This is a genomic window from Geomonas propionica (assembly GCF_016458235.1).
In the GTDB taxonomy this organism is placed as follows: domain Bacteria; phylum Desulfobacterota; class Desulfuromonadia; order Geobacterales; family Geobacteraceae; genus Geomonas; species Geomonas propionica.
Genome location: NZ_JAEMHK010000014.1, coordinates 89725 through 111113, shown reverse-complemented (window position 1 = coordinate 111113; position 21389 = coordinate 89725). Strand labels below are relative to the sequence as shown.

The window sequence follows — 21389 nt, the reverse complement described above, 5'->3', positions numbered from 1 at the left end:
TCACCCTCACTCGGGGTCATCGTTGCGGCCCACGGGCGCGATTCATCTATCCTTCTTACCGAACATCTTCTTCAATCCCTTAACGAGAGCCGGTTCGGGCGGGTTCTCATAATTGCAGCGGGGACATTTTACCATCTTGCAGCCGGATGACATCGGGCAATTTTTGCACCCCACGTTTCCTTCGCTCTCGGCGAACTCATGTCCGCAAAATCCGCACCTCATGGCAACCTCTACTGACGCTCTACAAAACCTATTTAACAGGGATAAAAGGGATCAAAGGGATAACCCCTAAAGCCAAGCCGGTGTCACGCCAAGACGCAAAGTCGCGAAGAAAAGACACGTCTGGGGGTACCTCACAAATCTCTTTAAGTTGCTTTCCGTATTTATTTTTATGCCTTCATCCCTTTTATCCCTTTTATCCCTGTTCGAGTGTTTTTGGGTTGTCGCCCCTTTACAAAAGGTTGGTCAGGAGCAGGAAGCGGTTCAGTATCCAGCCTGTGCCGAAAGCGAAGGTGGAAACGAACAGGCCGATGCCGATGGCCACCTTCCAGCCGCGCTCCTTCTTCATGATCAGGAACTGCGCCACGCACGGTATGAACAGGGTCAGGGTGACGGCGGCGACGGTGAGCTGGCGCGCGTCCATCAGCCCCTTGGTTTGCAGGTCGTAGAGGCCGGCGGCGCCATAGTCGCGCCGGAAGAACCCGAAGATGAAGGCGACGGCACTTTCCTTGGGGAGCCCCAGGGAAGCCATCATCGGGGTCATCGCCTCGATCATCTTCTCGAAGAAGTGAGTCACCTTGCCCAGCCACAGGAGCACGGAAGCCAGGATGAACAGCGGCAGGATCTCCATGAAGTACCACTGCATGCGGGTGTAGGTCTTGGTGAGCACGTTGGAGAACTGCGGCAGCCGCATGGGCGGGATCTCCATGTAGAACATGGGAGTCTCACCGGGGAGCACCTTGGCGGCCAGCAGACCCACCAGCAGGAAGATGCCGAACAGGCACAGGCTCCAAACCAACAGCGCCTTGGGGGTCTTCGACAAGAGCGACATGATCACGCCCAACTGTGCCGAGCAGGGGATCGCCAGCGCCAGCAGCACCGTCGCGATGACGCGCTCGCGCACCGTCTCCAGGGTTCGGGTCACCATGGTGGCCATGGTGTCGCAGCCGAAACCGAGCACCATCGGGATCACGGCGCGGCCGGTAAGCCCCATGGTCTTGAAGACCCGGTCGACGAGGAGCGCCAGGCGCGGGAAGTAGCCGCTGTCCTCCAAAACGGAGAAGAAAAGGAAGAACGTCGCTACGATGGGGAGGATGATCCCCACGGCGTAGCGAAAGCCCAGGGTGATGACGCCGTACTCGCCGACGAAGAGTTCCTGGATGATGGGCCAGGGGATGCTCCCCTTGATCACCTCGGTGACCCAGGGGTTGAAGTGCTCCTCGAACACTTTCCCCTCCAGCAAATCGACCAGGGTCCCGGCGCCGAAGACGCCGACGAACTGGTACAGGCCGAAATAGAGCACGATCAGGAGCAGCGGGATGCCGGTGGTCGGGCGCACGGTGAGGCGCGAGATGCGCTCGGCCAGGGTGACCACCCGTTTCTTAGGCGTCCTGAAAGCGCCGTCGAGCACCTTCTTGACGATGGTCTTGCGTTCCATGGAGAGGTCGAGGTGGAAGGATTCCCTGCGCTCGAAGCGCTTTTCCCTGACCGCGGTCTCGACCTTTTCGAAATGCGCCCCTTCGGTCTCGCACACCAGCTGCGCCACCTCATCGTCCCCCTGCAGGAGAAGCAGCGCCAGTGACTTCTTGGAGAGGATGTACTCTCCCTTCAGACAACCGGAGATCTCGGCGATGTCTCCTTCCATGAGGCGTGAGAAGGCGAAGGGAGGGGTCGCGCCCGCGCTGGAGCCTGCGATGGCCGCCCTGATCTCCGGGAGGCCGACCTTTTTGGCTGTGGCCGCACCGATGACGGGAATGCCCAGGCGCTGGGACAGGAGGGGGATGTCGATCTCAAGCCCCATGCGCGCCGCCTCGTCCATGATGTTCACGACCAGAATGACCGGAAGCTCCGCCTCGATCAGCTGCAGCGTCATGGGGAGCATCCGCTCCAGATTGCGCGCGTCGAGCACGTGCAGCACCAGGTGCGGCCGCTCGGTGAGCAGGATCTCGCGGGCGACCCGCTCCTCCTCGGTGATGGGCAGGATGGAGTACATGCCGGGAGTGTCGATGATCTCGAACTCCTCGCCGTTGATCGCGGTATTGCCGCGGGAGACTTCCACCGACGTGCCGGGATAGTTAGAGACGGTAACGTAAGCACCGGTCAAGGCGTTGAAGAGCACGCTTTTCCCGACATTGGGATTCCCTACCAGGGCCACTTTCTTGGCGCCGGTACTGCTGACGGTTGGTGTTTCGTGACAGGAACCCTTCTTACCAAAAAATGACATGACTCTACCTACCCCTTTTTAACGTTCGTTTGCCAATGAAATGTCAATGAATGTCACTTTCATGATGGCGGGAAAAAATTTTCTTCGGTAAAGCAATTAACAGGGATAAAGAGGATGAAAGGGATTTTGACTGAAGCCTTTGCCTTGGACTTCATCCTGTTCATCCCTTGTATGCCTGTTAAACGTCTTTGTTACTTCCTGCAGTTGGCGCAGAGGCCGTAGATCTCGAGGCGGTGCCGCTCGATCAGGAAGCCCCGGCTGTTAGCCACCTCGTCCTGCAGTTTTTCAATGGTTTCGTTTTCGAATTCTTCGATGTGGCCGCACCGGGTACAGACCAAGTGGTCGTGGTGCTCCCCCTCGCTCACGTGCTCGTAGCGGGTCTGGCCGTCGCCGAACTGCATCTCGCGGGCGATGCCCGCCTCGGCGAACAGTTTCAGGGTGCGGTACACGGTGGCATAGCCGATGTTCGGGTGCTTGGACCTGAGCTTCAGGTACAGTTCCTCGATACTCAGATGCCTGTCGCTGGAAAGGAAACAGTCGAGGATGATGTCGCGCTGTTTGGTCGACTTCAAACCCTTCTGGGACATGAAGTCAGCGAAAACTTTTTTCTTGGCTCGTTTCATGAGAACCCCAATTGAAAGTGGATGTCATGATAGCGAGCGTGACAGTGACTGTCAACTTTTTTTTGGGTGACTGAAGGAAATGGGGAAGAGTCTGTGTCAGGCAGGGTGGAAATGGGTGGTGCAAAGCTCACGAAAGCGGCTGATCACTATGAGAGGCGCCAGTGAGACAGACCGTGGCAACTGCCGAGCAGTCCACTCATGTCAAGGTCGCGCGGACATCGCTGGCGCGCTATCACTTGGGCCGTGGCTTGTTGATGATCTCGGAGGGGATGTCTTCGGGGAGCGGCTGAACGGGCCTGCCGCATTTCTGGCAGCACGCCTCGCAACCGGTTTGCTTGCTGGTGTCTTCTTCCAACTGCGGCTTCGTTTCCTTCTTGGCCGCCTTGCACTTCTGGCAGCATTCACACGCGTCCTCCTGCGTCGGGCTTACCTCTACGTCCCGCTGGTCGGGAAGGAACTTGCCGTTACCGCGGTGCACCAGTTCATCACCTGCCCCCCACGACAACCAGGCCTGGGACAAAAGCAGCAACACGATGGCGATCGGCATCTTCTTCATAGCTGGCTCCTCCAGTACGGGGCGGGATGGCGAGAACGGTTAACATTAACATTCGCCCATCATCTGTCAAACACCGCTTGAAAAACTCCGGCATGAAAATCGACGCAATTCCGGTGCGAATGCTTTTCTTTGGTATACTCGCCGGATGAATAAACTCTAACAGGAGGTGTCACATGCACAGGCGTTTGGTGGTAACAATGGCAATCTTGGCTTTGATAACCGGAGGCGTCACAGGCTGCAAGAAGAAGAGTGAAGAGCAGGCGCAACCGCCACAGAGTGCGGTAACAACGGCTAAGTCAGCACCGGCGACCGCGCAGCCTGCACCATCGGCAACCGGCCTCACCGGGGAGCAGCTCTTCAAACAGCACTGCGCGGTCTGCCACCCCAACGGTGGCAACACCATCACCCCTGCCAAGACATTGAGCGCCAAGGCTATGGCCGACAGAAGCAAGATCACCAAGCCCGAGGATATCGTCAAGATCATGCGTAACCCCGGTCCGGGCATGAACAAGTTCGACGAGGGGATGATCTCCAACGACGACGCCCAGAAAATCGGCCAATACATCCTGGCCACCTTCCCGTAAGCCGCAGCTCCGGTGGGGGCGGTACCGCCCCCACCGACACTTCCCCACTTTGTGACCCAGTTCACCTCCCGAGGAACCCCGATGTAGTAAGGTGTCCATCATGACCTTTCTTCCGGCGCTCAAATCCCTCTACGCGATGAACGGCTTCGTCGCAGTTCTGCTGTACCTACCTCAAATAACGAGGGCATGGAGCGACCGCAACCATGCCCTTTCCCTTTCACCGATCACCTTCGGCGGCTGGTGCGTGGGCTCCGTCATCACCGCCCTCTACGCCTGCCTGCTGGTGCACGACCACATCTTCACCGCGGTGAGCCTTGGCAACACGCTCGGCTCCGGCGCCCTCTTCCTCATCATCCTTGCCAGCCGTTTCGCCTCGCGGCGGGACTCCTCCGCCTGCTGATCACCCACCTGCCCCCCTAGCGGCAGGGGACGAACCGGACCGACTCGGCCGTCTCGCGCAGCAATTTACCCAGGCACAAAAGCACGTAATCAATATCTTGCACAGTGTTGGAGCACCCCAGCGAGAAGCGCACCGAGCAGTGCGCCTGCTGCGGCGTGAGCCCCATGGCGAGGAGCGCGTGGGACGGGTCGGGGTTGCCCGACTTGCACGCCGACCCCGACGAAAGCGCTATCCCCTGCCGGTCCAGGTGCAGCACCAGTGATTCGCCGCGGACACCGGGGAGCTCCATGTTGAGCGTGTTGGGAAGGCGCATGAGCCGCGGCCCGTTGCGGCGCGCCCCCGGCAGCAGATCGAGGACGCCCTGTTCCAGGCGATCGCGCAGCTCTGAGAGCCGCGCCGCCTCACCGGCATGCAGCATCTGCTGGGCGAGTTCCACGGCCTTGGCGAAGCCGACGATGCCGGGAACGTTCTCGGTGCCGGCACGCAATCCCCGCTCCTGCCCTCCCCCCGTGATGATCGGTTCCAGCGCCACCTCCCGCCCGACGTAGAGCGCCCCTACTCCCTTAGGCCCGTGCATCTTGTGCGAGGAGAGCGTCAAGAGGTCCACCCCCAGTTGTTCGACGTCAAGCTCCAGTTTCCCCAGTGCCTGCACGGCGTCACAGTGAAAGAGCGCACCGTGGAGGTGGGCGATGCCTGCCAGTTCGGCCACTGGCTGCAGCGCACCGGTCTCGTTGTTGGCGAGCATCACGGAGACGAGCAGGGTGTCCGGGCGCAGGGCCCGCTCCAGCGTCTCCGGCCGCACTACGCCGTCGGCGTCCACCGGCAGCACCGTGAGCTCGCAACCGCTTCGCTCCAGGGCGCGGCAGGTATTGAGCACTGCGGGATGCTCGACACTGCTGGTGATCAGGTGCCGCTTGGCGCCGTCTCCTGCCAGGACCGCACCGCGAATGGCCAGGTTGTCCGCTTCGGAACCGCCCCCGGTGAAGACGATGCGGCGCGCCGTGCAGTTCAGGGCCTGGGCCAGGATGCGCCTGGCGGCGTCGAGGGCGCTTCGGGCGCGATTGCCCGCCCCGTGGATGCTGGAAGGATTGCCGAACTCGTCGGTGAGCAACGGGAGCATCGCCTCGCGCACCTCCGGGTGCACCGGCGTGGTGGCGTTGTGGTCCAGGTAGACCAGGCGCTGCGGCGCGACATCAACACGGGGACCCGGCTCGACGACACAGCCGCCGGCTACCGTCGCCTCAATCCAAGCCGGAGTCCCTACCTCCTCCCCGGCCTTGACCACCCGGCAGAGCAGGGTCTTGTAGACCGGAAACCCGGAGATGGGGTCGAAGCGGTTGGGGGCGGTGAGTTGGTTCACGTTGCATTGCTGCCAGGCCTTCGGCCCCAGCGGCCCTCCCCCGCCCATGGCGGCGTCGATGCAGCCGCGCGCGATGTCCGCCGTCACTTGGGCCCGGTACAGTGCCCTTCCCCGTGGCGTCTCCACCCAAACCCGCTCGCCGTCAGCTACATCCAATTGCGCGGCGTCCTCGGCATTCAGGGTCACCGGCGGCTCGGGAAGCGGATCGGAGAGAACGGCGACACCGTGGTGCTGACTGCGGAAGTCGTGCATGTTGCGCGCCCCGGAGTTGAACACCAGGGGGTAATCGCGAGCCAGGACAGGATCGGCCAGCGGCCCCTCGCCGGGCTCGCTATAGACCGGCAGCGACGGGTAGCCATGCTCGGCCAGGATGGAGGACGCGATCTCGAACTTGCCGCTGGGGGTATTGAAGCCGGGCCGGCCGTCGGGGCGCAAGAGTCCCTTTTCCCATTTCTTGTACTGCATCATCACGGTCGGCACCCGCGCCTCCCCTCCGGCGGCGCGGACCTCCTCCAGGGTGAACCCGGAGCCGGCGAGGGCGAAGCGGAGCAGTTCCTCCTCGCCTTGCGGGTAGAGCTCGCCGTAGCCCAGGCGCCGGGCCAGTTCGGCCTGGATAAAGAAGTCATTTCTCGCCTCCCCCTGCGGCGCGACTAGGCGTTCCCTCACCTTGAACAGGGGGCCGTAGCGCATGTAGGAGACGTTCTCGTAGTAGGTGGTGGCGGGGAGCACGATGTCGGCGTAGGCGGAATCGGCAGTATGGTAGCGGTTGATGGTGACCAGGAAGTCGAGCGCCCCCAGGGTCCGGCGCCACAGCTCCGGGTCGGGCCAGGCTGTAATCAGGGAGCCCCCCAGGACAATCAGGGCGCGGATCGGGTACGGCTTCCCCTCCAGCACGGCCTCCGGAAGCACCGAGGCGTGGGATTCGCCGCGATAGGAGCTGTAGACCGGGAAGCGGTCCCGCCCCAGCGCGCGCTTGATATCGGGGTTGCCGATCAGGCCGGAGCGGTTCTGCGGGAAGATGTTTTCCTTCATGCGGAACAGAAGCCCGCCGGGAACGTCCAGCTGCCCAGCCAGGGCAAAGAGGGTGAAGACGGCGCGGATGGCCTGGACGCCACTATCGGAGTACTCGAGCCCCGTGTACATGACCGGCACGGCGCCCCGGGCCGCCGCCAACTGCCGCGCCAGATCCCGGATGGTCGCGGCGGGAACCCCGGTGATCTCCTGCGCCGCCTCCGGGCGATAGTGCTGCACCAGGGCGCACAGCTCCTCAAACCCCACGGTCCAATCCCTGGCGAAGCGCTCGTCGTAGTGTTCCTCATCGACGAGGACCGCGATCATGGAGAGCGCCAAGGCGCCGTCGGTGCCGGGGCGGACCGGGATCCACTGCGCCTTGGCCTCGCGGGCAGTCTCGCCGCGGCGCGGGTCTATGGCGACAATCCTCGCGCCGCGCTCCCGCGCCTGGAGGATCTGGCGGTGCGCCAAGGGGGGAGAATCGGTGGCGGGGTTCGCCCCCCAAAGGACGATCAGTTCCGCCTGCTCCAGATCCGTCTCCATGGTGATCAGCATCTCCCCCATGGTGACGTGCGGGGCGATCATGGCGAAGGAGACATAGCAGAGGGCTCCCACGCCCAGGGTGTTCGGGGACCCGAAGGGGAAAAGAACGCTGGAGGCCGAGGAGACCGCGGCGTCGGCGGGCTGGAACAGGTCGCACAGGGCCATGTCGAAGCTGCCCCGGCCGGTGTAGATGGCCGCCGCTTCCGGCCCGCGCTGCAGCTTCAGTTCCTGGAGCCGGGCCACGATGGTGTCGAAGGCCTCGTCCCAGGTGATCCGCTCGAAGTCGTACCCCCCCTTGGGGCCACGGCGGCGCAGCGGGTAGAGCAGCCGGTCGGGATCGTGGACAATCTGCGGCGAGTGGCGTCCGATGCGGCACAACATGCCGAGCGCTGTCCCAGCCTGCGGTTCCACACCGACGAGCCGCCCCTCCTGCAGGGTCGCGGTGACAAAGCACCCGGCCGGGCAGATGCCGCAGAGCCCGTCTCGTTTTTCTACGCCGTCCCCGCTCATAAGGGCCGCCTCGCCTTGCGCGGCGAGTACAGCGGCCGCCGGCGCAGCAAGAGAAGCGCGAACCAGCCCCGCTCGTCGGTGAAGACCCGCTCGGCACTGAAGCCGCACCCCTCCAGTTCCGGCACCACCCGCTCCAGCCGGAACTTCCTGCTGATCTCGGTCCGGACCAGCTCCCCTTGCCCGATGGTGATCGTCTTGCCCGGCGGCGTCAGCCGGAAGGTCTGCTCCCGGGTGAAGCGCGCCGAAACCTCTACCAGTTCCTGGTCCGGCCGATACCAGGCGGCGTGCTCGATGGCGTCCAGGTCGATGGTGGCGCCGAGTTCCCGGTTCATCCTGGCGAAAAGGTTGCGGGTGAAGCGCGCGGTTACCCCGGCCTGGTCGTTGTAGGCGGCTTCCAGCAGCGCCCGCTCCTTGACCAGGTCCAGGCCCAGCAGGAAGAAGTCTCCCGGGCACAGCGCCGCCGCCAACGAGCGGACGAAGGCGCGCATTTCCTCCGGAGAGAAGTTGCCGATGCTGCTCCCCAAAAAGGCGACCAACACCGGGGAGAGCTGAGCCAGAAGAGGGAATACGTCCCGGTACTGGCACTGGACGCCGACCACCTTCACCGCAGGGAACCTTGACCTGATCCCGGCGCAGGCGGCGGAAAGGGCGGCGGCACTGACATCGACGGGGTAGTACCGGGTGGTTCCCCCCTGCTCCAGCCAAGCCTTTAACATATGGTCCGTCTTCAGCGCGCTTCCCGACCCCAGCTCCAGGATCCGGCTCGGCCCGGTCAGCTCACGGATCTCCTGGGAATGCGCGGCCAAGATCGAGGCTTCGGTGCCGGTGAGGTAATATTCGGGCTGCCGCGTGATCTCTTCGAAGAGGGCACTCCCTTCCGCATCGTAAAGGAACCGGCTTTCCAGGCTACGGGGATCGGAGTAGAAACCGCGCACGCAGGAGCGGGCGAAGTCGAGCAGAGGATCGCGCGCCTGCGCCGCCTGTACGATGCTCGGGGTGCGCCTTAGGCAGGCATCGCGCAGGTTGCGACAGAGGTGCGGTTCGGGTGAGGCAAAAAAAGCATCCATGAATTCCCTCCAGGCTCATTGCCACTTGCAAAAAGGTCAAAAGATTATAAATAACTAATCTTCTGCGTCAACGCACAGGTAGTCGTCGTGAACCTTTTGCAATCGGGGTCAGCGACAGTAGAGTTGGGGAGCATTTCAGAACCGGAGAGAGGAGGAGATGGTGATGGCAGCCGACGCCGCTATGAGAAAGGAACTGCTGGCGCTGCTCCAGGGGGGCAACGCGCACTTCGATTTCGAGGAGGTACTGACGGATCTGCCGCCAGAGTCCATCAACGCCAAAGCGCCCAACACGCACTACTCCCTCTGGCATTTCGTGGAACACCTGCGCATCGCCCAGTGGGACATCCTGGAATTCATCAGAAACCCCGCGCACCGCTCCCCGGAGTACCCCGCCGGCTATCGACCGCCTCCCGACCGGACCACGGACGAAACCGGCTGGCGCGAGAGCTGCGACCGCTTCCTGGCCGATCTGGAGGCCCTCAAGGACATGGTCCGGGACGAAAAAACCGACCTGCTGGCCCCGCTCCCGCACGCGCCGGGGTACAGCATCTTCAGGGAGGTGCTGCTCGCGGCCGACCACAACGCCTACCACATAGGGGAGATCGCCATCCTGCGCCAGGTCATGGGACTGTGGCCCGTCAACAACCGTTACCTGACCGGGAGCGCCGACTGAGCAAGGGAGCCGACATGAACAAAGAAGAAAGCGTCACTTTGGCCGAAGAGATCATGCTCGATTTCGCCGCCCAAACCGGGCTATCCCGGGAAGAGAAACCGCAGCGCCGCTATCTCTGGACCGACGCCTTCGCGGTCTGCAATTTCCTGGAACTCTACCACCGCAGTCGGGACGAGGAGTGGCTGGTGCTGGCACGGAGCCTGGTGGACCAGGTGCATCACACCCTGGGGCGGCACCGCCCGGACTCGGCGAAAAATGGGTGGCTGAGCGGTTTAAGCGACGAAGAAGGAGAACGACATCCAACCCGGGGCGGGTTGCGCATCGGCAAGAAGATGGACGAGCGCGCGCCGGACGAGCCGATGGACGAGCGCCTGGAGTGGGAGCGGGACGGCCAGTACTACCACTACCTGACCAAGTGGATGCGCGCCCTGACCCGTACCAGCCGGGTCACCGGAGAGCCCTTTTACCTGCGTTGGGGTATGGAACTGGCGCAGACGGCGCACCGGGCCTTCCGCTTCAGCGACGGCCCGGATGGGTCGTTGGGTCTTTACTGGAAGATGAGTACCGACCTTCGGCGCTCCCTGGTCCCCTCGGTCGGGCAGCACGACCCGCTGGACGGCCTGGTGACCTGCTGCGAGATGAGGTGCGCCGCGCGCCATTTCCCAGACGAGGAGTTGCCGGACCTGGAGCGGGAGATCCGGGAGTTGACGGAGATGTGCCGCGGCAGGGAATTCAGCACCGGCGACAGCCTCGGCATCGGCAGCATCCTGGCCGACGCCTGCCGGACCGGAGAACTGATCATCAATGAGGCGTTCCAGGACCTCGCCCTGTTCCAGCACGTGGTCAACGACGCGGTTGTCTCCCTTGAGGATTCGGGGGGCAGCTTTCTCGACCAGCCTGCCAAGTATCGGCTGGCGTTTCGTGAGCTCGGGCTCTCCATTGGATTGAAGGGGGCCGCGCGACTCGCCAGGCTGTTCGAGGAGTATCCGGACGTGCGGGGAGGCGAACTGGCTGAGTGGCTGCAGCCTCGCCTCGAAGCGATGCTGTGGTTTCACAAGCTTTCGGGGCGAATAGAAGGGTTCTGGATCGAGGAAAGGAGAAAGGGTACGGAACACTGGAGGTCGCACGGCGACATCAACATGGTCATGCTCGCCACCAGTCTGGCCCCGGAGCAGTTTCTCAGGAGCGACTGATGGAGCCGCGCGAATTCCAGCAAGGGAATGCATACGGCCGCGCCTTCGTCACGACGGGGCGCGGCCGGCGAGACTGAAGCAATCTACTTGCCCAGGGCGGCCAGTCGCTCCTGCGCCTGTTTTGCCACCGGGCTATCCGGGTACTTTGTCACCACTTCCTGGTAGAGCTGTTTCGCGTGTTCGCGGTTATTCTGCTTCTCCTCGAATTGCGCCGTATCGAAAAGTTCCTTACCCTTTTCTCCGGCGCAGCCACCAAGCGCCGCCAGCAGCAACGCCCCCAGTACCACCTTCCTCATACTTGCCTCCTTCAGTTCCGCCGCCGTAGCGGCCTATCCAAACAGCATGAACAGAACGCACCATTACCATTAAGACCTGACCATGTAAATATCTTTTCCTGCTCATGTCTCATCCGCTATTCCTTTGGGCGGCCGAACGAGATAACAACCACTTCTTACCGCGGGTGCTCTACGCGCCGGGCTCACTTCCCTCTGTCACCAGGCCGCCGTAACTGTGGTAGTGGTGACGTCCGTCACAATCACGCCAAAGATTAAAGATATATAATTCGTAAACTAAGAGACCACATCGTGACTAACCCGACAACTGTCTCCGCCGCCCGTGGCAGAGGCACAACCAGCTGTAAGTGGAGGTGGCTATGAACATGACAGAGCTGAAGAGGATGTCCAAGGCTTTATGGATCACGCTACTGTTGGCCCTGGTGCCTGCCTGTGGTGGCGGCGGAGGGGGGAGCGACCAGCCGGTTGACCACTCGAAGTACACCGGTCCGACCGCTCGGGCGAGCATCACCACCAGCAACGCGGTAGCCTTTACTACCGACGCCTACGCGGCCGGTAGCATCGGCTCGTCGGCAAACGTGATCGGCGTCATGGTGCAAAACGACGACACGCCCGGCGGTAAACTGACTACCCTCCCGCAGATTGCCGCCACGGTCCAGAGGAGCATCCCGCAGGCCTTAGCCCGGGTCAAGCAGGCATCCCCGCTCACCGGCGTTGCCGCCAACAGCACGGTGTACGGTGCGGTCGGGGGATCGGCCGCCGTCACCATGACGGTCAACGAGAGCACCGGCAACTTCACCGGGACCATGACCTACAGCAAGTACCAGAACGTCAGCGACGGTCCGACCATCTCGGGGACCGTCACCATGACCGGCATCTACAACCCGAGCACCGGCAGCTACGACTCGATCACCATGGAATGCACACCACTTTCCGCCACCACCCCCAAGGGGACCGCAACCATTTACGGCTCCTTCGCGTTCAGCGCCAACGCTACCAGCGAAACACTCAGGATGTCCTGCACGGTGAGCGTCAACTCGAGCCCCAACTACTGGGTTAAGGATTGGGTCTACACCTTCACCGGGAACACACTCACCATCACCGGCGTCTACTATCATCCGAACTACGGCTACGTAGAGGTGACCACACCGACACCATTGAACGTGAGTGACCTCTCCGGCGTGCCGACCTCGGGCGTGTTCCAGGCAGCCGGCGCCCATTGCACGAAAGCCAGACTCACCTTCAGTTCGACAGGGGCCACAGTCACCGCCCTTACCAATGAAAACGCTGAATGGCAACTCTGCACCGATTAGCCTGCACCCCTGCACGATAGTACCTCATAAAGCCCCCTTTCCCCCGCAGGAGGAAGGGGGCTTCGCTTTCAGCGCCTGGGGTTATATGTGCAGCAACGCCCCGCCTTGAAGAAACAGCCTTTGTAGCCTAAAGTCATAGCTATGCCACCATCCGTATTGAGACATTTCCACCCGCTGATCCAGCAGTGGTTTATCGAGAAAGTGGGCAATGCCACCGACGTCCAGTTGCGCGCCTGGGACGAAATTAGCCGGGAACGCCACGTACTGGTCACCGCACCGACCGGCAGCGGCAAGACGCTGGCCGCCTTCCTGTGGGCGATCAACCAGCTGGTCACCGGCGCCTGGTCCCGCGGCGAAACCAGGGTGCTCTACGTTTCGCCGCTGAAAGCCCTCAATAACGACGTGCGCCGCAACCTGCTCGCCCCGCTGGGCCAACTGCGCGAGTTTTTCGCCGTTCACGGCGAGGAATTCCCCGCCATCGCCGTCCAGACCAGGAGCGGCGACACCCCCGGCGACGAGCGGCGCAGGATGCTGCGTCATCCCCCCGAGATCCTGATCACCACCCCGGAAAGCCTCAACATCATGGTCACCTCTAAAGGGAGCAGGGCCACCCTCACCGGCGTGGCAACCGTCATCCTGGACGAGATCCACGCGGTCGCCGGCGACAAGCGCGGCACGCACCTGATTACGGCGGTGGAAAGGCTCACCCTGCTGAGCGGCGAGTTCCAGCGCATCGCCCTCTCGGCCACGGTGCGCCCCCTGGAAACGATCGCCGATTTCGTCGCTGGGCTGCGCCTGGTCGGCCAACGCCACCAGCCGCGCCCGATCTCGCTCGTCCGCAGCGAACAGGAGAAGCACTTTGAACTGGAGATCAGCGCGCCCGCTTCGGTGCTTTCCGGCGCAGAGGAAGAATTCTGGCCCGGGCTGGTGGACCGCTTCACCGACATCATCACCAAGCACCGTTCCACGCTCTTCTTCGCCAACAGTAGGAGGACCACGGAAAAGGTGACCCGGCTCATCAACGAGCTCTCCGGGGAGGAACTCGCCTACTCCCACCACGGCTCGCTGTCTCGGGAGATCCGCCTGGCGGTCGAGGAACGGCTGAAGCGAGGCGAACTGAAAGCCATCGTGGCTACCAACTCGCTGGAGCTCGGCATCGACATCGGCAAACTCGACAGCGTGGTCCTGATCCAGACGCCGCGCTCCATCTCCTCGGCGATCCAGCGCATCGGCCGTTCCGGGCACGGCGTGGGCGAAATAAGTAGCGGCAAGCTCTTCCCCACCTACGGCATGGACTTCGTCTGCGCCGCCGTCATCGCGCGCGCCATCGCCGAGGGTGAGATCGAGGAACTGCACCCGGTGGAGGCGCCCTTGGACCTGCTGGCCCAGATCGTCCTCGCCATGGCGCTCCCCGAACAGTGGCACCTGGACGAGCTCTACGATTTCCTGAAGTGCAGCTATCCGTACCGCAACCTGACCCGGCAGCAGTTCGATCTGGTGATCGGCATGCTGGAAGGGAAGTACGCGGATTCGCACGTGCCCGAGCTGCGCCCGCGCGTCACGGTGGACCGCCTGGAGGAAACGATCGTCACCCGTCCTGCCCTGTCGATGCTGGTTTACCTGGAGGGAGGGACCATACCGGAGCGGGGATACTACGAGCTTCGCCTCAAAGACACGGGCGCCAAGATCGGGGAACTGGACGAGGAGTTCGTTTGGGAAAGAAAACTGGGCGAAACCTTCGCGCTCGGGGCCCAAGTCTGGCAGATCACCGAGATCAGCCACAGCACGGTGCTGGTCGTGCCGTCGCGAAAGCCCCAGCAGATCATCCCCTTCTGGCGCGCCGAAGAACTGGACCGGGATTTCTTCTATTCCGAAAAAATCTCCTCGTTCCTGGAATGGTGCGAGTCGCGGCTGGGAGGGCAGGACCTGGTCGAGGAGCTAAAGCGGCGCCATTACATGGATGAGGATGCGGCCGGAGCGTTGGAAAGTTACCTGAAGCTGCAAAGGGAAGCGACCGGCGCGTCCCTTCCCCACCGCCACCACCTGCTGGTGGAGCACTTCCGCGACCCGGTTGGGGGTGCGGAGACCGAACAGATCATCCTGCACACCTTGTGGGGCAACGCCGTGAACCGCCCTCTCACCTTCGCGCTGGTGGCGGCGTGGGAGAGGCGCTACGGCTATCCGCTGCAGGCCTTCTACAACAACGACGGTATCGCGCTGCTATTGCCCCACGAAATGGAGCAGTTGAACGAAATACTTGAACTGGTCACCCCCGACAACATCGAGCCCCTGCTCAGGGAATCGCTGGAGGGAACCGGCTACTTCGGGGCTCGATTCCGTGAGAATGCCGGCCGGGCGCTGCTTCTCTCGCGAAGCAACTTCAAGAGACGGATGCCACTGTGGCTGAACCGCCTCCGCTCCAAGAAGCTCCTTGCCTCCGTGATGCGCTACCGCGACTTTCCCGTCCTCTTGGAAACCTGGCGCTCGGCGCTCAAGGACGACTTCGACCTCCCCAACCTGAAGCGGCTCTTGGAGGAAATCCAGGACGGCAGCATCGAGGTCACCGCCGTGCACACCAAGCAGGCCTCTCCATTCGCGAAGGGACTGATCTGGCAGCAGACCAACAAGTACGTCTACGAGGACGACACCCTGGGGGGCGGCCGAAAGTCCTCTCTCGGCAGCGACTTCCTTAAGGAGCTCGCACTCTCGCCGCACCTGCGCCCGCACCTTCCTGTCGAACTGGTGCGCCAGTTCCAGGAGAAACGCCAGCGGCTGGCGTCGGGATACGCCCCTGACTCCGCCCGCGAATTGATCGACTGGGTCAAGGAAAGGTTGCTGATTTCGCTCCAGGAATGGCCGGAGCTATTGCAAGCGGTCCATCGTGACGGCGGCCCGGATGCGGAGGAGCTGCTACCGCAGGTCGCTGAACGGCTGGTACTTTTGGAGTTCACCGGTGCGGAGGTCCCACTGGTCGCCGCACTGGAGATGATCCCGGAAATCGCGCGAGGGTTGGAGCGGAGCAGGGAAGAAATCAGTGTCACCCCGCACGTCGCGGACCCGCGCCTGCCCCAACTGCTGCGGGAATCGCTCGACCAGTTGTGGCGACGGGGGCAGGACAATGGCGGCGAGGAAGAGGAACCTGCCACCGCGAGAGTGCTGGGGAGGTGGCTTGCCTACTACGGCCCGGTGGAACTGGCCGTGTTGCAGCGTACCCTAGGGCTTGAGGAGGCCCTGCTGCGCGATGCTCTGCAGAGCCTGGAAGAAAGCGGTTCCGTGCTGGTGGACCAGTTCAGCGAAGGCTGCGCCGAACCGCAGGTCTGCGACGCCGTCAACCTGGAGGCGCTGCTACGGATGCTGCGCAGGTCGAGACGCCCCACCTTCGAGGCGTTGGAACTCGCCCAGCTCCCGTTGTTCCTGGCTCAATTCCAGGGGGTAGCGCAGCCCGGCAGCACAGCGGAAGATCTGCGGGACCGGCTCGAGCAACTGCTCGGCGCGCCGCTGCCAGTGGGTCTTTGGGAAGAAGATGTCCTACCCGCCCGCCTTGCCCCTTACCTCGGAGCTTGGCTGGACAGCCTGATGCAGAGTAGCGACCTGCTCTGGTTCGGCTGCGGCCCCAAGAGACTCTCCTTCGCTTTCCCCGAAGACCTCGACTTGTTCCTGGACCAGGATGAGGGGGAGACGGACTCAGCGTTGCCAGAACACCCTGCACTGATTCCCGATGACCGGGGGCACTACAACCTGAGCGCGATTTGTTCCACGACGGGAGTGACGGCGGCAGCGGCGACCACCGAACTTTGGCAGGAGGCTTGGCGGGGAGAGGTGAGCAACGACTCCTTCGCGGCGGTGCGCAAGGGAATCCTGAACCGCTTCGAGCTGCCGCAGGGAGATTCCGGGCACCGCCATCCGCTGCACGGTCGCAACCCGCGGCGCCTCCCCGGTAGCCGTTGGAACCGCGCCCAGGAAGGTATTGGCAACTGGTTCCTGCTTCCGGGACGCCAAGCGGAAAGTGACGCGCTGGAAAAGGAGGAAAGGAACAAGGATCGCGTCCGCGTGCTGCTGGAGCGCTACGGGATCCTGTTCAGGGAGCTTTTGACGCGGGAGCTTCCTTCCCTGCAGTGGAGCCGCTTGTTCAGAACATTGCGCATCATGGAGATGTCGGGCGAGCTCATTGCCGGCAACTTCTTCGCCGGCATCCAGGGACTGCAGTTCGTGTCGCGGGAGGCGTACCAGCTGCTGGAGGGGGGCCTCCCCCAGGATGCCGTCTTCTGGCTCAACGCCGCGGACCCGGCCTCACTGTGCGGCAGCGGTCTGGAGGGGCTGCGCGAAACGCTCCCTTCCCGCATCCCGTCCACCCATCTGGTCTACCACGGTCCGCGCCTGGCCCTGATCTCCAGGCGCTACGGCAAGGAGCTGGAATTCAGAACCGACGCGGATGACCCGGATCTCGAAAGCTACCTCGACCTTTTCAAAACCTTGGTCGGCCGCGACTTCAACCCGTTGAAGCGCATCACCGTGGAGCAGATCAACGGCGCGCCGGCGAAGGAATCGCCCTATGCCGCGCCACTGAGAAGCTTCGGCTTCCAGGAATCCTACACCGGGCTTGAGTACTGGCGGCAGTACCCGTAGCGCCTCTACTCCTGTTCCCTCGCCCTCTGGGAGAGGGTGCCCGCAGGGCGGGTGAGGGAGGCGCCACGAAGAGGAGATCTCGCTTGTGCCTGCGCCCTCACCCCTGCCCCTCTCCCGTAGGGCGAGGGGAACTTGGACCGCTCCAGTTACTGTCAGCTTACTTACGAGGTGATCACCGCGGTGAACCCGCCCTCCTCCGCCGGCACCAGTTCCATGCTGTTCTCGATGCACGGTATCCGGTCCTCGGCATGGTGGTTCACATAGAGGATCTGGGTGTTGCCGGTCCGCCCCAGGTGATCGACCATTTTCAGCACCATCTCCCGGTTCACATCGTCCAGCCCCTGGCACGGCTCGTCCAGGATCAGGAGGTCCGGCTGTTTCACCATGGCGCGGGCCAGCAGCACAAGCCTCTGCTCTCCGTAGGAAAGATCACGGAAAGCGTGTTCCTTCCTGTGGTCCATGTGCAGCAACTTGAGCCACTCCAGTGCGATCTCCTGCTGGTGCAAGGTGTACTGGGAGTACATGCCTATTGAGTCGTACATCCCCGAGATCACCACGACCTTGACCGTTCCGCCGACCCGGTACTCCTGCTGCAGGGAAGTGGAGATCAAGCCGATGCGCTTCTTGATGTCCCAGACGCTTTCCCCGCTCCCCTTCTTGCGGCCGAAGAGGCTGATGTCGTTGGCGTAGGCCTGCGGGTTGTCGCCGCTTACCAGGCTCAACAGCGTTGACTTCCCCGAACCGTTGGGGCCGCTGACCTTCCAGTGTTCCCCGGCTTTCACCGTCCAGTTGACACCGTTCAGCACGTACTTCTCGCCGTAGCGCACCGTTACGTCCTTCATCTCGATGAGCGGTTGCCCCGGGACCAGCGGCGGCGCGCTGCGCGCTGTGTCGATCTCGGGCAAAGTATCCGGCAGGGTGTAGTGGAAGGCATGGAAACGGCGCAGTGCCTCCGAGCCCAGCATTTCGTCCTTAGTGCCGGACCTGAGAATACGACACTCCTGGAGGTACGCAATGTGGGTCGTCTCCGGCATGATCTCGCTGAAGCGGTTCAAGAGTAGCACCACCTGGATGCCGCGTTCGATGCAGCGGCTGATCAATTGCCGCAGCACTTCCGACGATTCATGGTCCAGCCCGTCGAACGGCTCGTCCAGCACCAGCAGTTCCGGTTCCTGCAAGAGCGCCTTGCAGATGAGCGTCTTGCGCATCTCGCCCGTGGAGAGGAACTTGATGCCGCGTCCCAGGATCTTGGTGAAGCAAAGTTCCTGCGCCAGTTCCGCCAATCGCGCGGCATCCGCGTCGGTGCCGGAAAGGATGAACTTGTCGACGCGGGTCCCCTCGGTCACGTAGCCAAGGAAATCGGAGTCGTCGTTGTAGTGCTCCTGCTCCAGGATCTCATCGATCTTCTCGAAGGAGACGAAGCCGGACCGGGCCGGGAGGCGGCAGGTCCCAGAGAACACGGTGAGCCCGTTGCAAAGAAGTCTCCCCATCGCCGACTTCCCCGACCCATTCGCCCCGACCACGGCCCAGTGCTGCCCTTCCGTTATCTCAAGCGAGATATCCTCAAGGTGCTTTCCTTCCGTTATCTGTGCTTTTACCTTCTGTAAACTGATCTCTACCAATGATTTTCCCTTTCCCACGACGAAACAAGGGGTGAGCAGAACATGCTCACCCCTTTTCTTTTGCTCCCTCTGCCCCGTTACGACAGACGCTATTACTTGTTCAGGAACTCGCGCCCGAACGGCGACATCGAACGCAGACGGGAGATGATGGGCGGCAGTTCCGTGATCACGGCATCAATGTCGTCATCGGTGGTGAACCTGGACAGCGAGAAGCGGATGGACCCGTGAGCACAGGTAAAGGGAACGCCCATAGCGCGCAGCACGTGGGACGGCTCCAAGGAGCCGGAGGTGCAGGCGCTGCCGGAAGAGGCGCAGATACCCTTTTCGGAGAGCAGCAGCAGGATCCCCTCCCCTTCCACGAACTCCATGGCAATGGAGACGGTGTTGGGAAGACGGTCAGTGCCGCCGCCGTTGATCCTGGTGTTCGGAATCAGCGCGGTTAGCTCGCGCTCCAGGCGGTCGCGCATCTCGCGCACGCGCCCCGCCTCGTCCGCCATATACTGCTCGGCCAACTCGCAGGCCTTGCCCATGGCGATGATGGAAGCGGTGTTCTCGGTACCGGCCCTGCGGCCGCGCTCCTGGTGCCCGCCAACCAGCATCGGGCGGAAGGGCGTGCCACGGCGCACGTAAAGGACGCCGACGCCCTTGGGGGCGTGCAGCTTGTGCCCGGAGAGGGAGAGCATGTCGATGGCCGACTCCGCCATGTTCAGCGGGATCTTCCCTACCGCCTGCACGGCGTCGGTGTGGAACAGCGCACCCTTCTTCTTAACGATCTTGGCGGCTTCCTCGATCGGGAAGATGACGCCGGTCTCGTTGTTGGCGTACATGAGCGAGACGATCGCGGTATCTTCATCGACCAGCCTTTCCAGTTCGGCTAGATCAAGCTGGCCATTACCATCTACGTTCAGTTCCGTGACGCGGTAGCCGCGCTTGCTGAGGTTGCGGCACTGGGTCAGCACCGCCGGGTGCTCGACGCGGCTGGTGATGATGTGACGCTTCTCCGGGAAGACCTCCAGCGCCGAACGGATGGCGGCGTTGTCGCTCTCGGTGCCGCAGGCGGTGAAGACGATTTCGTCCGGCAGCGCGCCCAAAAGCGAGGCGACCCGGGAGCGGGCCTCGTCGACCTTCTTTTGCACCTGGCCGCCGAAGAAATGCATGGAACTCGGGTTGCCGTACAGCTCGCAGAAGTAGGGACGCATCTCCTCGAAAACCCGCTCGTCCACCTTGGTGGTGGCGTTGTTGTCAAGATAGATCTCTTTCATCCCTGAACCTCCTGTACCGTGATGTCGGGGGAAACCAGCTCGCGCAGCTTCTGCTCGACGAACTTGGCGGTGTAACCGGAGGAGGCGCAACCGGCGCAGGCCTTCCTGAAGGCGACCTGGACGTTGGAGCCGTCGATATCGATCAGTTCGAGGTCGCCGCCGTCAGCCCAAAGCTGCGGACGCACCTCGTTCTCCAAGGTCTCCTGGATCAGCTGCATCTTCCTGAGGTTGGTGAGTTTCGCCGGCCTCTCGGCCGCCGTCTTCTTCTCCTCACCCATCACCTCGGCGATCAGCTCCTTGATTTTGGGAATGCAGCCGCCGCAGGCGCCGCCGGCCTTGGTGAAGTGGGTGACCTGCTCCGCCGTGGTCAGCTTGTTGGAGGCGATCACTTTCTTGAGGAAGACGTCGGTCAGGCCGAAGCATTTGCAGACCAGCTCGCCCTCGGTTTCCACATGGTCGTGGCCGTGGTCGTGCGCCGGGGCGTCGACGCCGCGGTACTTGGCGATGGCCACTTCCAGCGCCTCCTGCCCCATGACCGAGCAGTGCATCTTCTCTTCCGGAAGCCCGCCCAGGAAATCGGCGATCTGCTGGTTGGTGATCTCGAGCGCCTCGTCCAGGGTCTTTCCCTTCACCATCTCGGTCAGGGCCGAAGACGAAGCGATGGCGCTGCCGCAGCCAAAGGTCTGGAATTTGGCGTCAACGATGCGTTCCTTGTTCTCGTCCAGCTTTATAAACAGCTTAAGGGCGTCGCCGCAAGCAAGGCTGCCAACCTCGCCGACCGCATCAGCATCCGTTATCTCGCCCACGTTTCTAGGGTTAAGGAAATGTTCTTTTACTTTATCGGTGTAGTCCCACATAGACCCTCCCTTCTAATTAGTCCGGTTATCATAGCGCAAAGCTAGCGCAAAGAACAACCCCAAAACGAGCACAATTCACAGCAATGCGGTAGGGTACCGGAATTTACCTAACGTTTCCGCCAGGAACTGCAATTCCCGCTCCGCAGTAAGCCCGTCCGGCACAGCAGCCAATCACGAAGTGATAACTGCGGGAATTAGCGGCGAAAGTTGTGACGCACGGATGAGCGACTATGGTCAGCGCCTCCCATCGGTGCCGGTGGCGTGACCACCGAGTGCCACACAAAAGAGCATCTGCAATAAAATGGGACGCAATTCCCACAAGACGAGTGGAAGCCTTTGGCAAACTGGGTCCCGGTGGAACAGGAGGTTCTTCAGGTAAATACGGGAACACCTATTCTGCTGTTCACGAAGCGCAGCAGGAGAACTCGCGTCCTCCCCTTTGCGAAGGGGAGA

At 62.4% G+C, this 21389-nt stretch carries 16 protein-coding genes; 6 read left to right on the top strand and 10 right to left on the bottom strand.

Going from position 1 to position 21389, the window contains the following annotated elements; all coding sequences use genetic code 11:
* Positions 1–42: 42 nt before the first annotated feature.
* From JFN90_RS22290 to JFN90_RS17435, 4 genes are all read right to left on the bottom strand, one after another.
* On the bottom strand, positions 43–222 hold the full coding sequence (locus JFN90_RS22290) for a hypothetical protein (RefSeq protein WP_236019043.1): 180 nt from the start codon (positions 220–222) through the stop codon (positions 43–45).
* A gap of 229 nt (positions 223–451) precedes the next feature.
* Positions 452–2443, bottom strand: coding sequence for a ferrous iron transport protein B (gene feoB, locus JFN90_RS17445; RefSeq protein ID WP_199396396.1), 1992 nt, complete (start codon positions 2441–2443; stop codon positions 452–454).
* Between the two features lie 191 nt (positions 2444–2634).
* On the bottom strand, positions 2635–3066 hold the full coding sequence (locus tag JFN90_RS17440) for a Fur family transcriptional regulator (protein ID WP_183346692.1): 432 nt from the start codon (positions 3064–3066) through the stop codon (positions 2635–2637).
* Between the two features lie 232 nt (positions 3067–3298).
* Positions 3299–3622, bottom strand: coding sequence for a hypothetical protein (locus JFN90_RS17435; protein ID WP_199396395.1), 324 nt, complete (start codon positions 3620–3622; stop codon positions 3299–3301).
* 197 nt (positions 3623–3819) lie between these two features.
* Here JFN90_RS17435 and JFN90_RS17430 point away from each other — a divergent pair, with 197 nt between their 5' ends.
* Positions 3820–4206, top strand: a complete 387-nt coding sequence (locus JFN90_RS17430; protein ID WP_236019042.1) for a c-type cytochrome — start codon at positions 3820–3822, stop codon at positions 4204–4206.
* Between the two features lie 100 nt (positions 4207–4306).
* Positions 4307–4606: a PQ-loop domain-containing transporter gene (locus JFN90_RS17425; RefSeq protein WP_199396393.1), complete on the top strand. Its 300-nt coding sequence runs from the start codon at positions 4307–4309 to the stop codon at positions 4604–4606.
* A gap of 16 nt (positions 4607–4622) precedes the next feature.
* Here the strand turns inward: JFN90_RS17425 and JFN90_RS17420 are convergent, their stop codons facing one another.
* Together JFN90_RS17420 and egtD are read right to left on the bottom strand one after the other, a co-directional pair.
* Positions 4623–8030 carry an IscS subfamily cysteine desulfurase gene (locus JFN90_RS17420; RefSeq protein WP_199396392.1) on the bottom strand — a complete coding sequence of 1136 codons (3408 nt, stop codon included), beginning with the start codon at positions 8028–8030 and terminating at the stop codon, positions 4623–4625.
* Entirely contained in the window at positions 8027–9097 is a 1071-nt protein-coding gene (egtD, locus tag JFN90_RS17415) for an L-histidine N(alpha)-methyltransferase (protein ID WP_199396391.1), read from the bottom strand. The genes JFN90_RS17420 and egtD overlap by 4 nt, the downstream gene beginning before the upstream one ends.
* 163 nt (positions 9098–9260) lie before the next feature.
* Between egtD and JFN90_RS17410 the strand changes: the two genes are divergently transcribed.
* Positions 9261–9770: a DinB family protein gene (locus tag JFN90_RS17410; protein ID WP_199396390.1), complete on the top strand. Its 510-nt coding sequence runs from the start codon at positions 9261–9263 to the stop codon at positions 9768–9770.
* A 14-nt stretch (positions 9771–9784) separates the two neighbouring features.
* A complete protein-coding gene (locus JFN90_RS17405) occupies positions 9785–10963 on the top strand; it encodes a hypothetical protein (protein WP_199396389.1) in 1179 nt (392 codons plus the stop codon).
* A gap of 83 nt (positions 10964–11046) precedes the next feature.
* Here JFN90_RS17405 and JFN90_RS17400 read toward each other — a convergent pair whose 3' ends face one another.
* Positions 11047–11259 (bottom strand): hypothetical protein, encoded by a 213-nt coding sequence (locus JFN90_RS17400; protein WP_199396388.1) that lies wholly within the window; start codon positions 11257–11259, stop codon positions 11047–11049.
* Between the two features lie 356 nt (positions 11260–11615).
* Between JFN90_RS17400 and JFN90_RS17395 the strand changes: the two genes are divergently transcribed.
* Together JFN90_RS17395 and JFN90_RS17390 are read left to right on the top strand one after the other, a co-directional pair.
* A complete protein-coding gene (locus JFN90_RS17395; RefSeq protein ID WP_199396387.1) occupies positions 11616–12569 on the top strand; it encodes a hypothetical protein in 954 nt (317 codons plus the stop codon).
* 141 nt (positions 12570–12710) lie between these two features.
* The gene (locus JFN90_RS17390; protein WP_199396386.1) at positions 12711–17195 is read left to right on the top strand and encodes a DEAD/DEAH box helicase; all 4485 of its coding nucleotides are present in this window, start codon (positions 12711–12713) and stop codon (positions 17193–17195) included.
* A 161-nt stretch (positions 17196–17356) separates the two neighbouring features.
* Here the strand turns inward: JFN90_RS17390 and modF are convergent, their stop codons facing one another.
* The 3 genes from modF to nifU all read right to left on the bottom strand — a co-directional run bounded on the left by modF (position 17357) and on the right by nifU (position 20936).
* Positions 17357–18835: a molybdate ABC transporter ATP-binding protein ModF gene (gene modF, locus JFN90_RS17385; RefSeq protein WP_328755760.1), complete on the bottom strand. Its 1479-nt coding sequence runs from the start codon at positions 18833–18835 to the stop codon at positions 17357–17359.
* Between the two features lie 74 nt (positions 18836–18909).
* Positions 18910–20079: a cysteine desulfurase NifS gene (gene nifS / locus JFN90_RS17380; RefSeq protein ID WP_199396384.1), complete on the bottom strand. Its 1170-nt coding sequence runs from the start codon at positions 20077–20079 to the stop codon at positions 18910–18912.
* A complete protein-coding gene (nifU, locus tag JFN90_RS17375) occupies positions 20076–20936 on the bottom strand; it encodes a Fe-S cluster assembly protein NifU (RefSeq protein ID WP_199396383.1) in 861 nt (286 codons plus the stop codon). The genes nifS and nifU overlap by 4 nt, the downstream gene beginning before the upstream one ends.
* Between the last annotated feature and the right edge of the window lie 453 nt (positions 20937–21389).